Annotated in this window: 14 protein-coding genes and 1 pseudogene; 13 read left to right on the top strand and 2 right to left on the bottom strand. The window is 64.9% G+C overall.

Features of this window, described 5'->3' with window-relative positions; genetic code table 11:
- Positions 1 to 89: 89 nt before the first annotated feature.
- A complete protein-coding gene (locus GGQ98_RS17230; RefSeq protein ID WP_184071753.1) occupies positions 90 to 302 on the bottom strand; it encodes a sigma factor-like helix-turn-helix DNA-binding protein in 213 nt (70 codons plus the stop codon).
- Between the two features lie 589 nt (positions 303 to 891).
- On the opposite strand from GGQ98_RS17230, the gene GGQ98_RS17225 reads away from it, so the two are divergent.
- The 12 genes from GGQ98_RS17225 to GGQ98_RS17170 all read left to right on the top strand — a co-directional run bounded on the left by GGQ98_RS17225 (position 892) and on the right by GGQ98_RS17170 (position 15,165).
- Positions 892 to 1,677, top strand: coding sequence for an FAD binding domain-containing protein (locus GGQ98_RS17225; protein ID WP_184071751.1), 786 nt, complete (start codon positions 892 to 894; stop codon positions 1,675 to 1,677).
- Complete coding sequence (locus tag GGQ98_RS17220) at positions 1,674 to 2,147, top strand: (2Fe-2S)-binding protein (RefSeq protein ID WP_184071750.1); 474 nt, start codon at positions 1,674 to 1,676, stop codon at positions 2,145 to 2,147. The genes GGQ98_RS17225 and GGQ98_RS17220 overlap by 4 nt, the downstream gene beginning before the upstream one ends.
- Positions 2,144 to 4,468, top strand: coding sequence for a xanthine dehydrogenase family protein molybdopterin-binding subunit (locus tag GGQ98_RS17215; RefSeq protein WP_184071748.1), 2,325 nt, complete (start codon positions 2,144 to 2,146; stop codon positions 4,466 to 4,468). Before GGQ98_RS17220 ends, GGQ98_RS17215 begins: the two co-directional genes overlap by 4 nt.
- 18 nt (positions 4,469 to 4,486) lie before the next feature.
- A complete protein-coding gene (locus tag GGQ98_RS17210) occupies positions 4,487 to 4,921 on the top strand; it encodes a Cif family virulence factor (RefSeq protein WP_184071746.1) in 435 nt (144 codons plus the stop codon).
- A gap of 9 nt (positions 4,922 to 4,930) precedes the next feature.
- Positions 4,931 to 6,010 (top strand): aminotransferase class I/II-fold pyridoxal phosphate-dependent enzyme, encoded by a 1,080-nt coding sequence (locus GGQ98_RS17205; protein ID WP_184071744.1) that lies wholly within the window; start codon positions 4,931 to 4,933, stop codon positions 6,008 to 6,010.
- 61 nt (positions 6,011 to 6,071) lie between these two features.
- A complete protein-coding gene (locus tag GGQ98_RS18735; RefSeq protein WP_184071742.1) occupies positions 6,072 to 8,645 on the top strand; it encodes a helix-turn-helix transcriptional regulator in 2,574 nt (857 codons plus the stop codon).
- A gap of 217 nt (positions 8,646 to 8,862) precedes the next feature.
- Positions 8,863 to 9,816: a threonine ammonia-lyase gene (locus tag GGQ98_RS17195; RefSeq protein WP_341534251.1), complete on the top strand. Its 954-nt coding sequence runs from the start codon at positions 8,863 to 8,865 to the stop codon at positions 9,814 to 9,816.
- A gap of 52 nt (positions 9,817 to 9,868) precedes the next feature.
- Positions 9,869 to 10,882, top strand: a complete 1,014-nt coding sequence (locus GGQ98_RS17190; RefSeq protein WP_184071740.1) for a Rieske 2Fe-2S domain-containing protein — start codon at positions 9,869 to 9,871, stop codon at positions 10,880 to 10,882.
- A 72-nt stretch (positions 10,883 to 10,954) separates the two neighbouring features.
- Positions 10,955 to 13,096 (top strand): TonB-dependent receptor, encoded by a 2,142-nt coding sequence (locus GGQ98_RS17185; RefSeq protein ID WP_243451983.1) that lies wholly within the window; start codon positions 10,955 to 10,957, stop codon positions 13,094 to 13,096.
- A 1-nt stretch (position 13,097) separates the two neighbouring features.
- Positions 13,098 to 13,961, top strand: coding sequence for an SDR family oxidoreductase (locus GGQ98_RS17180; protein ID WP_184071738.1), 864 nt, complete (start codon positions 13,098 to 13,100; stop codon positions 13,959 to 13,961).
- Positions 13,958 to 14,401, top strand: coding sequence for an SRPBCC family protein (locus GGQ98_RS17175; protein WP_184071737.1), 444 nt, complete (start codon positions 13,958 to 13,960; stop codon positions 14,399 to 14,401). Before GGQ98_RS17180 ends, GGQ98_RS17175 begins: the two co-directional genes overlap by 4 nt.
- Positions 14,401 to 15,165 (top strand): MBL fold metallo-hydrolase, encoded by a 765-nt coding sequence (locus GGQ98_RS17170; protein WP_184071735.1) that lies wholly within the window; start codon positions 14,401 to 14,403, stop codon positions 15,163 to 15,165. Before GGQ98_RS17175 ends, GGQ98_RS17170 begins: the two co-directional genes overlap by 1 nt.
- A 320-nt stretch (positions 15,166 to 15,485) precedes the next feature.
- On the opposite strand, the pseudogene GGQ98_RS18990 reads toward GGQ98_RS17170, so the two are convergent.
- Positions 15,486 to 15,530: pseudogene (locus tag GGQ98_RS18990) on the bottom strand (hypothetical protein); the annotation flags it as partial.
- 456 nt (positions 15,531 to 15,986) lie between these two features.
- On the opposite strand from GGQ98_RS18990, the gene GGQ98_RS17160 reads away from it, so the two are divergent.
- Entirely contained in the window at positions 15,987 to 16,991 is a 1,005-nt protein-coding gene (locus tag GGQ98_RS17160) for a TonB-dependent receptor plug domain-containing protein (protein WP_184071733.1), read from the top strand.
- Positions 16,992 to 17,037 lie beyond the last annotated feature (46 nt).

Genomic DNA, 17,037 nt, shown 5'->3' with positions numbered 1-17,037 from the left:
ACCCCATATGAATATGTCTGCAAAATATGGTCCGAGCAGCCAAAACGGTTTATCAGAGAACCGCACCATCAAAACGAGGGACTAAACACCTAGGGGGGTGTGGCTCTGTGTAGCGCCACCAGCGCATCTGCCATGCGGGTTTCGACCTCGGTGACGGATAGCCCCAGCCGCAGCGCGATACGATCATTGAGCAGCCCGTCCCAGGCGAGCTCCATGACCTGCTGCGATATGGGGTCAAGCGCTGCGAACGCTTCCTGGTAGGGTTTGCCGATCTTCACGATGTGCCGGATGGCCCGGCGCATGTGCCAGCGCAGGAACGGGATCAGTCGGGCCGCATGAGGCGGCCTGCACCCGAAGGGCTGGAACGGATGTGGAAGACCTGCCGCAGGCAGGTTGCAGGTCGGCGCGGCCCTCCTAAGTCCCGTGACGCCCGCTCCCCGTCCGATGAAACAGCACAAACGACATCACCCCGCCCGTGAGGGCGGGGTGGCGATCCGCTTCAACGCAGGGCGTCACATCATCATGAAGACCCACATCGCCCGAACGCAGCGGGCAGAAGTTTCGGGCCTTCTTCTTGCCCTGGCCCAGCGTCGCTGATGGGCCGCTCGAGTGGCTGCGGGGTCAGCGTGGCAGGTGATCGTCTGCGGCGCGAACATCGACATTCAGGGCCTCGCCGCGCGGGCCTGGCGAGTGAGGCCATCAAAGGTCCGCGATAGATGGTAGAGAGCTAGCCGTCCGGCTAGCGATACCCATCCGAATGCCTTCCACTATCCAGAGGGCTCATCCGAAACCACACCGGATCGGTTTGACTGATCGCCGGCAAATGGTCCTGATACGGTCGGGAGCCGCGCACGGTCGCTTGGGCCGCAGGGGAGGCACGACATTCTGACCATGGCAGTACCGGCTGCGAGTCCGCACGAACCGAGCTATCATACGCCGACGACAGCCCGGGAGGCTGCGGCGCTGCTTGCGCGTCATGGCGCGCGCGGCAGGTTTCTGGCTGGCGGCCAGACGCTGATTCCCGAACTCTGCCGCGCGCCGCGCGCGCTGGACGCGATCGTCGATCTGCGAAACATTCCAGAATTCGGCCGCATCCAACGGGTCGGTGATCACATCGAAGTCGGCGCGATGGTGACGATCAGCGCGGCACGCCGCGCCCTCGCGGCCGATTTCCCGGTCATCGATACATGCTTTCGCCACACCGCCAACAGCGCGGTTCGCAACCGGGCGACGCTGGGCGGCAGCATCGCGCTCGCCGACCCGGCATCGGAAATTTCCACCTTCCTTCTTGCCTATGATGCCGAGGTGCTGCTTGAAGGCGCGGGCGGTGGCCGCACCGTCGCCATCCGCGCACTGCTGCACGTCCCGTTGACGCATGGCACGCTGGTCACAGGGGTCCGCATCCCAGTGCCCGCACGGGACCGCGCGAGCTTTACGGAATTCCTGCGCCGCCGCTCGGGGGGACGCTCGCTGGCGATGGCGCTCGCGCGCATCGCGCCGGGAAAAACGAGCGTGACGGTCAGCGGAGGGGTGACCCAGCCGGTATGCTTGTCCGGCACCTCACCGTCCGAGGCGCTCGCGGCGCTGGACGCCCGGCGCGCGGACTTCGAGTCCGATGCCGTCCGCGCCTGGGTCGTCGCGGCGGCACGCCGGGCGCTTGCGGAGGCGGGTGCATGAGCGTGCCGATCGCTTGTGCCGTCAACGGGCGCGATGTGGCGGCGAATGTGCCCGCCACCGCGCGCCTTTCGGATTTTCTCCGCGATACGCTCGGCCTCAAGGGCACGCATGTCGCTTGCGGCGACGGCGTCTGCGGAAATTGCACGGTCATCGTCGATGGTGAGGCGGTGCGAAGCTGTCTGACGCTCGCGGCGCAGTGCGACGGGCGCGCCATCGAAACAGTCGAAGGAGTTGCCGAGGCGGATGTCTTCCCCGCCATCCGCGCGGCCTTTCTGCGCCACAACGCGCTTCAGTGCGGATACTGCACGCCGGGTTTCGTCACCACCATCGCCGCGATGATGCGCGACAATGCCCGCGAAGCGTTGACGGATGCGGAAATCGGCAGCCGTATCTCCTCGGTCGCGTGCCGCTGCACGGGCTATGTTTCGATCGTTGCGGCAGCGCGCGCGCTTCTGGGACGCAGCGAATGACGCGGGGGGACACGGAGCATTTCGCGCGGCCCTCGGCGGCCCGCTTCATCGAGGGACGCGGGCATTATGTGGCCGATATCGTCGCGGCGGGCGCGCTCCATGCCGTCATTGTCCGCAGCGTTGAGGCGCACGCTGATATCACCGTCGATGTCGCTGCGGCGAAGGCAGCGCCCGGTGTCCTGCTGGTCCTGAGCGGTCCCGATATCGCGCCACTTTTCGAACCGCAGCCGATCGTCTGGAACGTGGCCGGGCAGCGCCGTTCCGGCCTCCGCGCGCTGGCGGTCGGACGCGTCCGCTACGTTGGGGAACCGGTGGCGGCAGTCGTTGCCGAAAGCCCCGAAGCGGCCCGGCATGCTGCCACGCTCGTGCGCGTTGACTATGCGCCGCGCCCCGTGGTGCTTTCGCCAGACGCTGCGCTTCGGGAAGACGCGCCCCGGCTCTACGAGGATTGGCCGGACAATATCGTTGCCTCCGCAGCGTGGGATGGCGGCGACGTAGACGCTGCCTTCGCGGGCGCGGATACGGTCGTCGCGGGGAGCTATGTTTCGGGACGTGTGGCAGCGCATTCGCTCGAGGCGCGCGCTGTGCTCGCCGTGTACGACGCGGCGTGGGACGGAGTCACGGTCCACACTTCGACACAGGCTCCGCATCAGGTGCGCGAGGCGATCGCGCATTGCCTGCGCGTTCCAGAACATCGCGTGCGTGTCATGGTGCCCGACGTCGGCGGCGCCTTCGGCAGCAAGTCATGCCCTTATGCGGAGGAAATTCTACTCGCGCACATTTCGCTGCGCCTGCGCGCCGCCGTGCGCTGGATCGAGACGCGCGCTGAAGCCTTCGTCGCTGCCGTGCCAGGCCGTGACGAAACCGTCGATCTCGCGCTCGCCATGGCGGCGGACGGGCGCATTCTCGGGCTGAAATCGCTCATCACGCTGGACAAGGGCGCGGAGCCCTATGCGACATCGGTCGGCGCCGCATGGGCAGGCGCGATGATGATGACAGGCGCTTATCGTATCGAGAACGTCCACGTCGGCGTTCGCGTCGTCGTCACCAACAAGACGCCGACGGGGGCCTATCGGGGCTACGGCACGCCCGAGGTGAACTTCGCGCTGGAACGCGCGCTCGACGAGGCGGCGCGGCGGCTCGGCATCGATCCGGCGGAGCTGCGCCGCCGCAACTTCGTTCCGGCGGAAGCGATGCCGTGTCCATCGGCCACGGGCCTGCTGCTGCTCGACAGTGGCCGCTACGCCGAGATGCTGGATCTTGCACTAAAGGCGTTCGACTATGACCGGCAGATCGTGCTGGCCAGCGAGGCACGCGCTGCGGGGCAGGCGGCCGGCATCGGCATGGCCTTTTATGTCGAGCCCACCAATCTCGGGCCTTCGGCGCTCTGCGGGATGATCGGTATCAGGTCCGGCGGCTTCGACGTTGCCAACGTGCGCATGGAGCCGGGCGGGCAGGTCGTGGTCTTCACCGGGCAGACGCCGATGGGACAAGGCGTCGAAACGGTGCTCCAGAGCATCTGCGCGGACGAACTTTCGATCCCCGTCGAGGATGTAACCGTGATCCACGGCGACACCCAGGCCTGTTCCTACACCGGCTATGGCAGCGGCGGCAGCCGGGGCACGGGCATCGGCGGCTCTGCGGTGATGATCGCGGCGGGCAAGGTGCGCGAGAAGGTGCTCGCTATCGGCGCGCACCTTCTGGAGGCGGACCCGGCCGAGGTCGAGTTGACGCAAGGCGGCGTGCAGGTGCGCGGCGACGGCGCGCGCCGCGTCTCCGTCGCGGAAGTGGCGCGCGCCGCCTATCTCGCGCACAGCCTGCCGACCGGGACCGAACCCGGTATCGAGGCGCGAGCGACCTTCGATCCCGCGTCGCTCGCCATCACCTACGGCGTGGCGCTCGCGCGTGTGGAGGTGGACAATGAGACGGGTCTCGTCGATGTCCAGCACATCGTCTTCGGGCACGATTGCGGCCGGCAGGTCAATCCCGTGCTGGTCGAGGGGCAAGTGGTCGGCGGTATCGTGCAGGGCATCGGCGCCGCGCTCTACGAGGAGCTTCGCTACGACGCGCGCGGGCAGCCGCAGGTGCTTAGCATGCGCGAATACGACATCCCTTTCGCCGCCGACGTGCCGAGAATCGATCTCGTGCATCTGGAGACGCCCTCGCCCTTTTTTCCGAATGGCGCCAAGGGCGTGGGCGAAAGCGGGGTGATTCCTATTCCAGCCGCGATCGCGAATGCCATTCGCGACGCGCTCGGCGACCGGGCTGCGGACATCGTCAACCGGCTGCCCATCCGCCCCGAAAACCTCATCAAATATTGAAAGCAGGAGACCATCATCATGTCCGACTATGCCAAGGACGAAGCGCGTATCCGCCAGATCATCGAGGACATGTTCGCCGCGGTGAGCTGGAACGAAACGGCGGCGCCCGATTTTGAGGGCTTCGCGAAGGCGGTGCGCAAGGACGCTGTGCTCGTCCCCTCCGCGCGCCCCGTAAACCCCACCGACATCGAGACCTTTGTAGGCCGCATGAGCGGGCAATACACGACGGGCGCGATGAAGACGTTCGATGAGCGCGCTCACAAGACGGTGGTGAAGGTGTTCGGCAACCTTGCCGTGGCGATCGGCAGCTACGAGGCCCGCATTGATGGGGGCCCTCTGGGGCGCGGTGCCAATGGGTTTCTGTTCGTCCGCAACGAGGGCGACTGGCAGATCGCGGCCATGGGGTGGGACAACGAAGGCGAGGACAAACCATTCCCGCCCGAACTCGTCTAGGACATGGCGGTGACCCAGCCTTTCCGCAGCACGCTCGGCGGACTTTCGCCATTCGATCACGGCCTTACCTTGGAGGCCGTGCGCCGCCTGTCGGGCCGTGACGACGTGCTCAATCTTGCCGGAAACGAGAATGCGGTGGGCGCCAGCCCGCGTGTCGCCGAGGCAGTACGCGCTGCCGCCGAAGAGGCGTGGCGCTACCCCGATCCAGCCTGCACGGCGCTTGGCGCGGCGCTTGGCGAGCAGCTGGGCATCGCGCCGGACCGGATCAGCTTCGGTACCGGCTCGGAAGCGCTGCTGGCGACCATCGCACGGGCGGCGCTGGATCCCGGCGACCGGGTGGTGCTGTCCTCGCCGACCTTTCCGATCTATGCCGCGCTCGCCGTCGCTGCGGGCGCTGTCGTCGTTGATGTCCCGCGCGGCGCCGACCACAACCTTGATCTCGATGCAATGGCGGAAGCCCTGAGCCAACCGGCGAAGATCGTGTTCCTCTGCAATCCGAACAACCCGACCGGCACACCGATTCCGTCCGCAGACGTTACCGCTATCGCCCGAATGGCGGGTTCCGGATGCCTCGTCGTGCTCGACGAAGCCTATCACGAGTTCCACGCGCTGGAGGACCCGCACGGCAGTCTGTGCGCGCTGGACGCGTCCGACGCCCCTTGGTTCGTTCTGCGCACCTTTTCGAAGGCCTATGCGCTCGGCGGATATCGCGTCGGCTACAGTGTGGCTCGGAGCGCAGCGCTCACCGGGATGCTCGATCGTATCCGCCCCCAGTTCGGTGTGGGCGTGCTCTCGGAACGCGCGGCGCTCGCCGCGCTTTCGGACCGTGTGCACCTCGAAAGCAGCGTTGCCGAGATCCGCGCGGCACGCGAGGCGTTGCGCGCCGACCTCACTGCACTTGGGCTTGCCGTCGCTCCGTCGGCGACAAACTTCCTTTACATCGCGGCACCCAAAGGCACGGCTGACCATCTCGTCAGCCATGGCATATTGGTACGGCCGATGCCTGACGGGCGCATGCGGCTGACGGTCTGTCGGCTGAGGGATGTCGCGCGGGTCGTTGAGGGTTTCCGCTCGGCGCTGGATCAGTAAGATCGCGTCCGATCGCCCCGCATCGGTGTACGGCGGCGTATCGGAACGCGGGAGGGAGATTATGGCTGCCGGCGACGCCTGGTCGCATCGCATTCGCGGCCTGGCAGCGCAGGGCGCGCGCAAACTCACGCTGCTGCGGGCGCCCGCCGGCTACGGCAAAAGCGTCGCGCTCGGATTGCTGAAACAGGTCGCCGAGGAGGCAGGGGCGCGTTGCGCGGGGCTGGACCTCGACAAGCGCGACGCGGTGCTGCCACGTTTCCTCGGCCGGGCCGCCGCAGCGTTCGGTCTCGATACCGGTGCGGCGTCGGTAGCGGGCCTCGCCGAGGCTGTCGAGCAGCACGTCGGCGATCAACCCTTCCTGCTGTTCGTGGACGGTATCGACGCTGTCGGTGAAGACATCCACACGGCACTCATCGACCTGTTGGTGTTCGCGCCGCCACTTCGGTTGGTGGTGGCCACGCGCGAGGCGAACCTTCCTGGTCTTGCCAAGCTGCGTGCGCAGGACCGCGTCGATCTCATCGGCCCCGATCAGTTGCGCTTCACGCGCGGCGAGGCGCTGGCCTTCCTCGGCACCACCGGCGATGCCGACACGCTGCGACTGATCGACCGATGTGATGGCTGGCCGATCCTCCTGAAGCTCGTGCGCACGGGGATCGAGGCCGGGGACACGCCCGCTATCGCCGGCGAGCTGGGTTCGGTCTCCGCCGATCTCATCGCGGATTTTCTGGATGAAGAGATCTTGGCGTCGGTTTCCGTCGAGGAGCGCAATTTCCTCGAACGCACCGCGCTCGTCTCCCGCTTCACGCTCGATCTCGCGCGGCTGCTTGCGCCTGATATACGTGTCGAGAACGCCGTCGAGCGACTGACCCGAGGCGCCGGGCTGCTGGAGTCGCAGCGGCTGAACGGTCTCTGGTTTCATGTGAACGATATGCTGCGCACCGCGCTGCTGCGGCGTTATCGCGCGCGCGTCGGCTCGGATATCCGGCAGGTGCACCGCGCTGTCGAGGCGTGGATGATCGAGCACGATGCCGCAGACGAAGCCGTGCTCCATGCCTGCCTCGCCCAGGATTACGAGGAATGCGTCGACCTCGTGCGTCGCTTCGGTCCGGCCGAACTATCGATGCGCTACGGACTCCGTACGTTCCGCTCGGTGCTGGCGGCTTTCCCCCGCCACTATCTGGATCGCGAGCCGTCCTTCGGCGTCTCCGAAGCGCTCATCCTGTCGAAGGAGGGCCGCATCAGCGACGCGCGCCGCCTGATCCAGCGACTGCGCAACGCCGAGAGGTCGGGCGAGGCTGGCGGCGCGATGGGCGATCTCGATCTTCTCGACATCATGCTGACATGCCACGCCGATCAGCAACTTCCCGCCGGACTCGGGGGCCGGCTGGAGGAAATCGCCGCCGGCATTCCGCCGAGCGATCTCATCCATCAGGGGTGGGTGCAGAATCTCATCTGCCGTGTCCATCTCAGCATGGGGAATTTCTCGAGCGCCGCCGCGGCGGGCCTTGCCGCCGAGCGCTATTACGCGAAGTCGGATGCGCGTTACGGCCAGTTCTTCATCCACCTGCATCTGGCATCCACGCGCAGCTGGCAGGGGCTTTCGGAACAGGCGGCGAGTCACATCGAAAGCGCGGAGTCGATCGCCGTGCATTTTTTCCCCGAAGAGCCGAACATGGCGACGCTCGCCCGGCTTCTGCGCGCGGAAATGCTCTTCGAGTGCGGACAGGCGGACCTCGGCGTCGATCTTCTGCCCGCGTTGCAGAGTGCCGAGAACAACGACGGTTGGCTCGACCTGTTCGTCAGCGGATATCGAACGGCGGCGCTGCGCGCCTTTGCCGAGGTGGGGCTCGAAGCCGCGACGGCGATCACGCGCCGCGGCGAAGAGGCAGCGCTCCGCACCGGCCTCGCCCGGCTCGGGCTCATCATGCAGACGTTGCGTGCCGAACTTCTGTCCTTCGCGGGACATCGTACTCAGGCGGCGGCGGCGCTGCGCGCGATCCGGCTGGGACGCACGGGCGACGACGATGCGCGCTGGCGGGAGCGTCTGTCGTTTGGCGTCGCGACCGCGCGTCTGCTCATACATTCGCGCCAGTTCAAGCGCGCCTCTACCTTGCTGGATACTTTGGAGGCGGAATGCACTGAGCGAGGAATCGGGCGCTTGCTCCTCAAGATCGGCATCCTGAAGGCCATCCTTCTGTCCTGCTCCGGCAGTCCGCAGCGGGCGATCGCCGCTTTCACCGAGGTTCTTCAGTCCGGTCCCCTCCAGCCCTCTATGCAGGCCTTCCTCGAGGAAGGTGAACTCATGGCGCGTCTCTGCGCCCTCATCTCGCACTCGGCGCAGCGACATGCCTTGTCCGCCGAGGCCCGCCAGCTTCTCGCCGACCTTTCGGAGCGTCTCGGCCACAGCTTCGACCATGTCATCGATCAAGATGCCGGTGGATCCTATCTCAGCAGCCGCGAGCGGGAAATCCTGCTCAGCCTGGCGCAGGGCGAATCAAACAAGGGGGTCGCAGCGCGGCTCAATGTTTCCGAGGCCACGGTGAAGTTCCACCTCCAGCGGATTTACCGCAAGCTCGGCGTACATAACCGTGTGAAGGCCATCGCGGTCGCGCAGCAGCAGGGCCTTCTCTACTAGCCAGAGCCCCAGCTATCCGGTTGACCGACTAGCTGAATGGCGAGCGGAATCTGTCCATCGTTATCCATACATCCCTTCGGCAGTCCCCGCGCGATGCCGGCAGCGGTTGCCAGCCGCCGCTGACACCAGTCTGATTGCGGTCGGGAGCAATCGGGAGGGATCGTGATGGACAGGGTGGGATACGCTGCGCTCGCGCGACGCACGGAAGGCTGAACGCGTGGTATCGCGCCCCTTCGCGCTGCCGGACGGCGCGCAGATCATGGCTGCGCGTGAACGGATCGCCGGCCTTGTCGTGCGCACGCCGCTCATCCGACTTCAGGCGACAGATCGCGACGATATCTTCCTGAAGCTCGAGATGCTGCAGCCCATCGGTTCCTTCAAGATTCGCTGCGCCGCGAACGCGCTGCTCAGTCGGAGCGAGGCATGCCGGGCGGGCGTGTTCACGGCCAGTGCCGGTAACTTCGCGCAGGGCCTCGCCTACGCCGGACGCGCGCATGACATTCCCGTCACAACCTATGTTCCGGAGACAGCCGCGCGCAGCAAGATCGCTGCGTTGGAAAGACTTGGCGCACGTGTTGTCGCGCTTCCCTATGATCGCTGGTGGGCGATGCTCGCCGAACCCCCCGCCGATCCCGCGTTCATCCATCCGGTCGTGGAGACCGACGTGCTTGCGGGAAACGGCACCATCGGCACGGAAATTCTGGAAGATCTCGCCAGCGTCGCGACGGTGATCGCGCCTTACGGCGGCGGCGGGCTGGCCAGCGGCATTGCCGCGGCGCTGCAGGCAGGAGGCTCCTCGGCCCGGGTCATCGCCTGCGAAACCGAGGCCGGAGCCCCACTGCGCGCGGCCTTCGCGGCGGGCGAACCCGTCACTGTTCCGTTCGACGCGGGCTCGTTTGTTACCGGCATGGGGGGCCCCGCCGTCATCCCGGCGATGTGGCCGCTGGTCCGCGCGTTGATCGGCGGCACCGCGGTCGTCTCGCTCGCCGAAACGGCGGCAGCCGTGAAATTGCTCGCGGAACGTCATCACGTGATCGCCGAGGGCGCGGGAGCCGCGCCGGTCGCAGCCGCGATCGTGGGCAGGCATGACGGCCCGGTGGTCTGCATCGTTTCGGGCGGGCACCTCGATGCCGCCCATCTCAAGATCATTCTGGACGGGGGCGTGCCGTGATCCGCCGCCCGCCCCCGTCATTCCACCCTTCATTCGCCCTCAGGAGAAAAGCATGACTGCAACCGCCATCAACCGTCCGCGCGCCGGCAACCCCTCGGGCCGCGTGCAGGGCGAGAAGATTCCGTTCGAGGGCGAGGACGGACTGTTTACCCGATCCTGGTTCCCGATCTGCCTGTCGAGCGATGTTCCGGTCGGCAGCGTGAAGGGCTATGGGTTCCTCGATGGCCGCATCGTGGTGTTCCGCGGCGACGATGGCGTGGCGCAGGTCACCAGCGCCTTTTGTCCGCATCTCGGCGCCGATCTTCGCTCGGGCGATGTCATCGGCAACGATCTGCGCTGCGCGTTCCATCACTGGAAATACGACGGCGAGGGGCGCTGCGTCGCCACCGCGATCGGCGATCCGCCGCCGCCGACCGCGCGCCTCTACAAGTTCGTCAGCCAGGAGAAGTTCGGCATCATCTGGGCGTTCAACGGCGAGGAGCCGCACTACGACCTGCCGGATTTCCCTTATCCTGAAGACCAGCTCGTTATCCGCACCATCGTGAACGGCGAGCCCAACTGCGTCGATCCGTGGGTGCAGTGTGCGAACACACCGGACATGCAGCACATCAAGGCGCTGCATAATGTGAAGTTCACGCAGGACGATCCCGAAGACATCGCTTGGACCGACCATTCGATGCTCTACAGCTTCTCGGGGATCCATACAGATGGTTCGCCGATCGACAATGTCGTCGGAATTTATGGCACTTCGCTCTACTATCAGACGACCGTTTATGCCGGGCGCTGGTTCGGCTTTCTCAATCCGATGGGGCTTCCCCAGCCCGGTTTCGCGCAGAACTACATGGTTCTCGTGGCGCGCAAGGACATGGGGACGCCTGATGAGGTCGAGCAGTTTCTCGATTTCATCGAGCAGCTGGAACGCGGCGTTGTTTCAGAGGATTTGATGGTGATGTCCTCGCTGAAATTCCGTCCGGGGACGCTGACGAAGAGCGACAAGACGCTCGCACGCTTCTTCGAATACATGCGCGCCTATCCGCGCGCGCATCCCTCGCGTGACTTCATCTGAGAGCGGGCTTGCGGGTTCCGGCCGGTCCGGCGGGGCCGGCCATAATAACGAGAAAAAATCAGGGAGACTGTGATGAACGGGAAATACAAGGCGCTTCGCTATCTTTGCACTTCGGCCATGCTCTGCACGGGCACGGCAGCGGTGGCCCAGTCCGACATGGCGGATGCGCCCGCCGCCGAAAACAGGGGGCAGCTTGAGGAAATCGTTGTGACCGGCCGCAAGCGCGAGGAGCGCTTGCAGGACGTGCCGGAATCGATCACCGCCTTCACGGCGGATGCGATCGAGGCGGCGGGCATCGACAATATCCGCGACGTCGCACTCAACGTTCCCAATTTCAGCATCTCGGCGGCGGAGCAGCCGGGCATCGTGCTCATCAATATTCGTGGCGTGGGGCAGGTCCGCAACGGCGAGCCGCCGGTCGCGGTGGTGATCGACGGCGTGCAGCTGAGCAACGTCAACCAGTTTACGCAGGATCTGTTCGACATCGAACGCATTGAGGTGCTGAAAGGGCCGCAGGGCGCCGTCTATGGCCGAAACGCTATCGCGGGTGCGCTCAACATCGTAACCCGGCAGCCGACGAACGCATTCGAAGCCATGGTCGAAGGCACCATCGGCACCGGCAGCGACTTGCGCGCCCGCGCTTCGGTCAGCGGCCCGATCGTGGAGGACAAGCTGTTGTTCCGTCTGGCGGGCGCGGTGCGTTCATTCGACGGCGACATCGACAACGAAACGCTGAACACCGAAGTGAACGACGAGGAATCGAACAGCCTCCGCGGCAGTTTGCTTGCGACGCCGAGCGATAATCTCACGATCGATATCCGGGGCTCACGTACAGAAAGCCATAGCGGTGCGGCGTGGTATGCATTCGTGCCGCCGGGCGCAGAGCGCACCGATCTGCTGCCGATCACGGCCGACATTCTCGGCGAGGTTGACCGCTATCTTCACGACGCCTCGGTGAAGATCGACTACGAGGCGCCCGGTGTCACGCTCACCGCGATCAGCGCCTACACGCGCACCAAGTTCAGTCTGTACGAGGACTTCGATTTCCTGCCCTTCGACTACCTGTCGGGGACGCAGGATTTCAAATCGGACACCTGGAGCCAGGAGCTGCGACTGACCTCGGGGCCCGGCGCCTTCAAATGGATGGTTGGCGCCTACGTGCTGAAAACCGACCAGAAGATCGACAGTCTGCTCTATGTCCGGCCTGGCGCGGGCGGCGTGCTTTTTCCGTTCCCGATCCCGGAGCCGATGGTTTTCACCGCGACGCGCGCGACGGATGACAATCTCGCGTACGCTGCATTCGGCCAGACATCGTACCGCCTGGTCGATCCGCTCGAGATTTCACTCGGGCTTCGCTACGATGCCGACAAGCGCAAGCAGACCGATCGTGTGCTGCCTGGAACACCGACCTATGAGAAGACGTTCGATTCGATCCAGCCGAAGCTGTCGGTCACCTATGCGCTCAGCGACGACGCGAACATCTACGCCTCGGTCGGCAAGGGATTCCGTAGCGGTGGATTCAATCCGAACGACCGGATCACGCGCATCTACAAGTCCGAACGCAATCTCAGCTACGAGGTCGGTTTCAAATCCACGCTGCTGGACCGCACACTCACCCTGAACGGCGCGGCCTTCTACACCGATGTGAAGGACCGGCAGGTCTATCTGTTCGATCAGCTCACGGGATCACAGGTCATCACCAATCCGATTCCGAAGTCCCGGATCATGGGCGTCGAGCTCGAGCTCGCCGCGCGCCTCGCAAACGGGCTCGACATCTCGCTGTCCGGCGGTCTGCTCGATACGAAAATCACTGAATACGATACCGCCGTGTTCGCCGGGCTTCCCGCTGCCGGAGATTTCGAAGGCAACGAACTTCCGCAGGTGCCGCAGTGGTCCTATTCGGCGGCGGTGCAATATCGCATCCCGCTGGGCGGTGACATGGAGATCACGCCGCGCATCGAGGCGAACGGCAAGGGTGGCAATTTCTACTGGGAGGTCGATAACCGCGACGAGCGCGGTGCCGTCCACCTCGTCAATGCCCGTCTGTCGCTCTCCGCCGATGCCTGGTCGCTGACGGCGTACGTCGAGAACCTGTTCGACAAGGAGTATCTGGTCGACATCGTCGCGCAGCGTTTCAGTGGCGCGCCGCTCGGCGATTATAATCAGCGTTCGTGGGGCCGCCGCGCGGGCCTGACGGCGCGCGTGAACTTCTAGGATGCGGACAGCGGTCGTCACTGGCGTTTCGAGCGGGATCGGGCGGGCGGTGGCCGAACAGCTCGTGGCGGAAGGATGGCACGTCTTCGGAAGCGTCCGCAAGCCGGGCGGCGACGAAGGCTTGTCTGCCGGATTGGGAGGTCGCTTCACGCCACTCGTGTTCGACGTGCGTGACGCCGAAGCCGTCGCCGCAGCCGCCGGGCAGGTGTCGCAGGCGCTTGATGGGAGGACGCTGACCGCGCTCGTGAACAATGCCGGCCTCGCCAATTTCGGGCCGCTCGCGCTCCAACCCATCGCCGATTGGCAGGCGCAGATCGATGTCAATCTCGTCGGCACGCTCCGCGTCGTGCAGGCTTTCCTGCCCTTGCTAGGGGCTGATCCTGCGCGATCCGGGCAGCCGGGCAGGATTGTGAATGTCTCCTCGGTCAGCGGAAGCATGACGCTTCCCTTCGTCAGCGGCTATGCCGCCTCGAAACACGGACTCGAGGCGCTGTCTGATGCGATGCGGAGCGAGCTTGCCATCTATGGCATCAAGACGATCGTCATTCAGCCAGGTCCGGTGCAAACGCCGATCTGGCGGAAGGTTCACCGTCCGGAGGACGGTTTATACGCGGGCAGCGACTACGGCGCGTTGTTCGAGGCATTCAAGTCGGCGTTCATCGCCGCTGGACGCAATGCCCATGTGCCCGAAAGCTTTGCGAAGCTCATCTACAAGGCGCTGACGGCGCGAAACCCGAAATCGCGCTACGCCCGCGTGCGCGGACGCTTTCTCAATTGGACGCTGCCGTCGCTGTTGCCGGCCCGGCTGCTCGATCGGCTCCTCATCGAGAAGTTCGGCCTTTCGGATCAGAGGTACGTCGCATGATTTTCGAAAAGGCGACGCGTATCGAGGCTTCGGCGGTGCGGGTTTGGCGGCTGTTCGCGACAGAGGAGGGGCAGCGACGCGCGGAGGAGGGGTTCGTGTCTTCGATCGAGTTCGAGGGCGAGGGGCTGGGCACGGTGCGGACGATGCGCACCGAGGGCCACCTTGGCGATGGCTATGTGAAGGAACGCCTCGACCATTATGACGAGGCGAACATGGAGATGATGTTCCGCATCATCGACACCGGCGATGTGGTGCCGTTCGCGGACTATTGCGGATACGCGAAGATCATTCCAGCTGGCGCTTCGGCCTGCGTGCTGCTGATGCGGTCGACGTTCGTGGCGGTTGACATGCCGGAGGATGCAGCGCGGGCGGTTTCCGAGGAGAATTACCGGCTGTTCATTGCCAATGTACGCGCAGCGGTGGGGGCGGGCGACGTGTGATGCAGGTTGTCCCGATCCCGCTTCGGAATGCTTACGACCATGTGAACTATCTGCTGGCTTGCGCGGAGACGCGGGAGGCGGCTGCGGTCGATCCGTATGACGTGGAGCGGGTGCTGGGCGAGGCGAAGGCGCGGGGGCTTTCCGTCACGGCGATCCTCAACACGCACGAGCATTGGGACCATGCCGGCAAGAATGCTGCGATGAAGGCGCAGACCGGTGCGGCGGTGATGGCGCCGCGCGCGGCGGCGGGGACGCTCGAAGGGCTCGACCGGCTGCTGGTGGACGGCGATGCGGTTGCGGTGGGGGCGGAGAGCGTCACCGTACGGGCGGTCCCGGGGCATACGATGGCGAGCATCGCCTTTCTTGGCGAGGCGGACGGCGCGCCGTTCCTCATCGCCGGCGACACGCTGTTTGGCGCGGGGGTCGGCAATTGCGGCTACGGCGGGCATGCGCCGACGCTGTACGAGACGATCACGATGCTAGGTGGGCTGCCGGACGCGACACGCGTCTATCCGGGGCATGATTATCTGAAGCGGAACCTGGGGTTCACGCTGTCGGTGGAGCCGGGCAATGCCGCCGCGCTGGCGCTGGCGGAGCGGATGGAGGGTAAGCCTTACTTCACGACGCTCGGCGAGGAGCGGGGAATCAACAGCTTCCTGCGGCTCGGGAGTCCGGGCATTCGAGAGAACCTGCCGGAGCTGGCCGAGGGGGCCGACGAACGCGCGGTGTTTCTGGCTTTGAGAAAGCGCCGCGACCACTGGTGACGCCTGAAGGTCATGCAGGCCTTTGCGCTGACGGAAGAGATTCGCGCCGAGGTCTCGACGGATTTTGCAGAAAGGTATGGCGCTTGCGCCCTTGCGCGTTTCACCTGGCCAAGCCGTACGCATCTAAACGTCTTTGCGAGATAGTCCGGGTGCGCAGCGATGCGATCGTTCGAAAGCCCATCCCAGGTCAGTTCCAGCACCTGCCGAGAGACGGGATCGAGCGCCGCAAGCGCCGCCCGGTAGCGTTCGCCGACGTCGGCGATTCGGGTGATCGCGCGCACCATGTGCCGCTCGACACGCCATTCGCTGATGCCAAGCTCGCGCGCGATTTCGGCATAGCGCTTGCCTTCGACCCGGTGCGCCATGAACACGATCAGCGTCGTTTCAGGCAGACCTTCAAGCACCCGCCGCATGACCGAGAGCCGGTCCATGTCCTGCGGCACGGCGGTTCCATAGATACGCTGTTCCACCCCTCTTCTCCCTCTCAAACAGCCGCACCCGGCCGAAGGACGGATGGCAAGCAGCCAGATGTAAGGGGTGCCGGTCAAGCCGGTTTCACGCGGCGAAACTTAACCAGTGACGCGTTCGCTCTTCTAATCGCAGCATTTGCCCAGATTCGTGCGGGATTTTGCGCCAATCTGCGGCATTCGAGCAGTTCGATTGCGCCATGAAATCGGCAAGTCATATACTTGCAGATACCTGTTTGTTCCCGTTGGGACCAAATAACCATCGTCAGGCCGCCTCCTTCCAAGCGCTCCATGTCCATTGCGACGAGACGAAGAAGAATTGCCTCTCATTGCAAGTCCCCTCGATTGATCGCAATGATCAAGTTGATGATCGATGCATTGATCCTTGCGATATCTGTGCCTGAATGGACGGGGCGATCAGAGGTCAGTGATCGGCAGGAAATTGTCGTCACGGGCGAACGTATATCGCGTTCAAAGCATGATACTGCTTCCAGCGTTGCTGCCGAAACGGGAGAAGAGATCGACAATCGGGCCACCCCCGACCGGATCGAACAGCTCTTGCAGGCCATCCCCAACGTCCAGCTTGGTTCCGGCGGCGAAGGTCCGGTGATCCGGGGGCAGGATTCGACGGGGGTGGTGCGCGATCTGCCTGCGTTTCTCGCAGGCACTCGCCCCCGGACGACGATCACGATCGATGGCCGCTCCGCCACCTACTACGAACTCGCCTTCGGCCTGACTTCGGTGTGGGATGTCGGGCGGGTCGAGGTATTCCGCAGCCCACAGACCACCACACAGGGTCGAAATTCGATCGGCGGGGCGATCTTCGTCGAGACGAAGGTACCGTCGTTCGATTGGGAAGGCAGGGTACGCTTTGTTGCGGGCGAAAGCGATACCCGGCAGGTTTCGGGCGTCGTATCCGGGCCGATGATCGACGGCCAGTTGGCGTTCCGTTTGAGCGGCGACTTGCGGCGGAGCCAGACGTCGAGCCAGATTACGAACGGGGCTGTCGGGATTAATCCGAATCGCGACGATTCCGAACTACTTCGCGTGAAATTGCTGGCCGAGCCCAAGGGACTGCCCGACACCCATCTCGACCTGACCTATTCACGCGGCCGCTCTCAGATGCCGCAGATCGAGGGGATCGAGCTGCCGTACCGAGAGCGCGGCAACCCCAATGCTGGATATGGTGTTTTCGCGATCACCGTGGATTCGCTGACCGGCCGCGTTGTTTATGAACCGGCGGGCGGCCTCCATGCACGCGCGACTCTCACATATGGCGAAGCTGATGTTCGCCGCCATCCGAGGCCAGGCCTAGGAGCTGTCTGCATTCACAGGATTCCCTTTGAGTTGGAGTTCTGATTCAAGGTCGTGGAAGGAGACGAACCTTGAGCAGACGGGTTTTGAC

It is taken from the genome of Sphingosinicella soli (assembly GCF_014199685.1).
Lineage (GTDB): Bacteria > Pseudomonadota > Alphaproteobacteria > Sphingomonadales > Sphingomonadaceae > Sphingosinicella > Sphingosinicella soli.
Note: the sequence above shows the minus strand (reverse complement) of the source record. Positions and strands in the feature narration are given on the sequence as shown.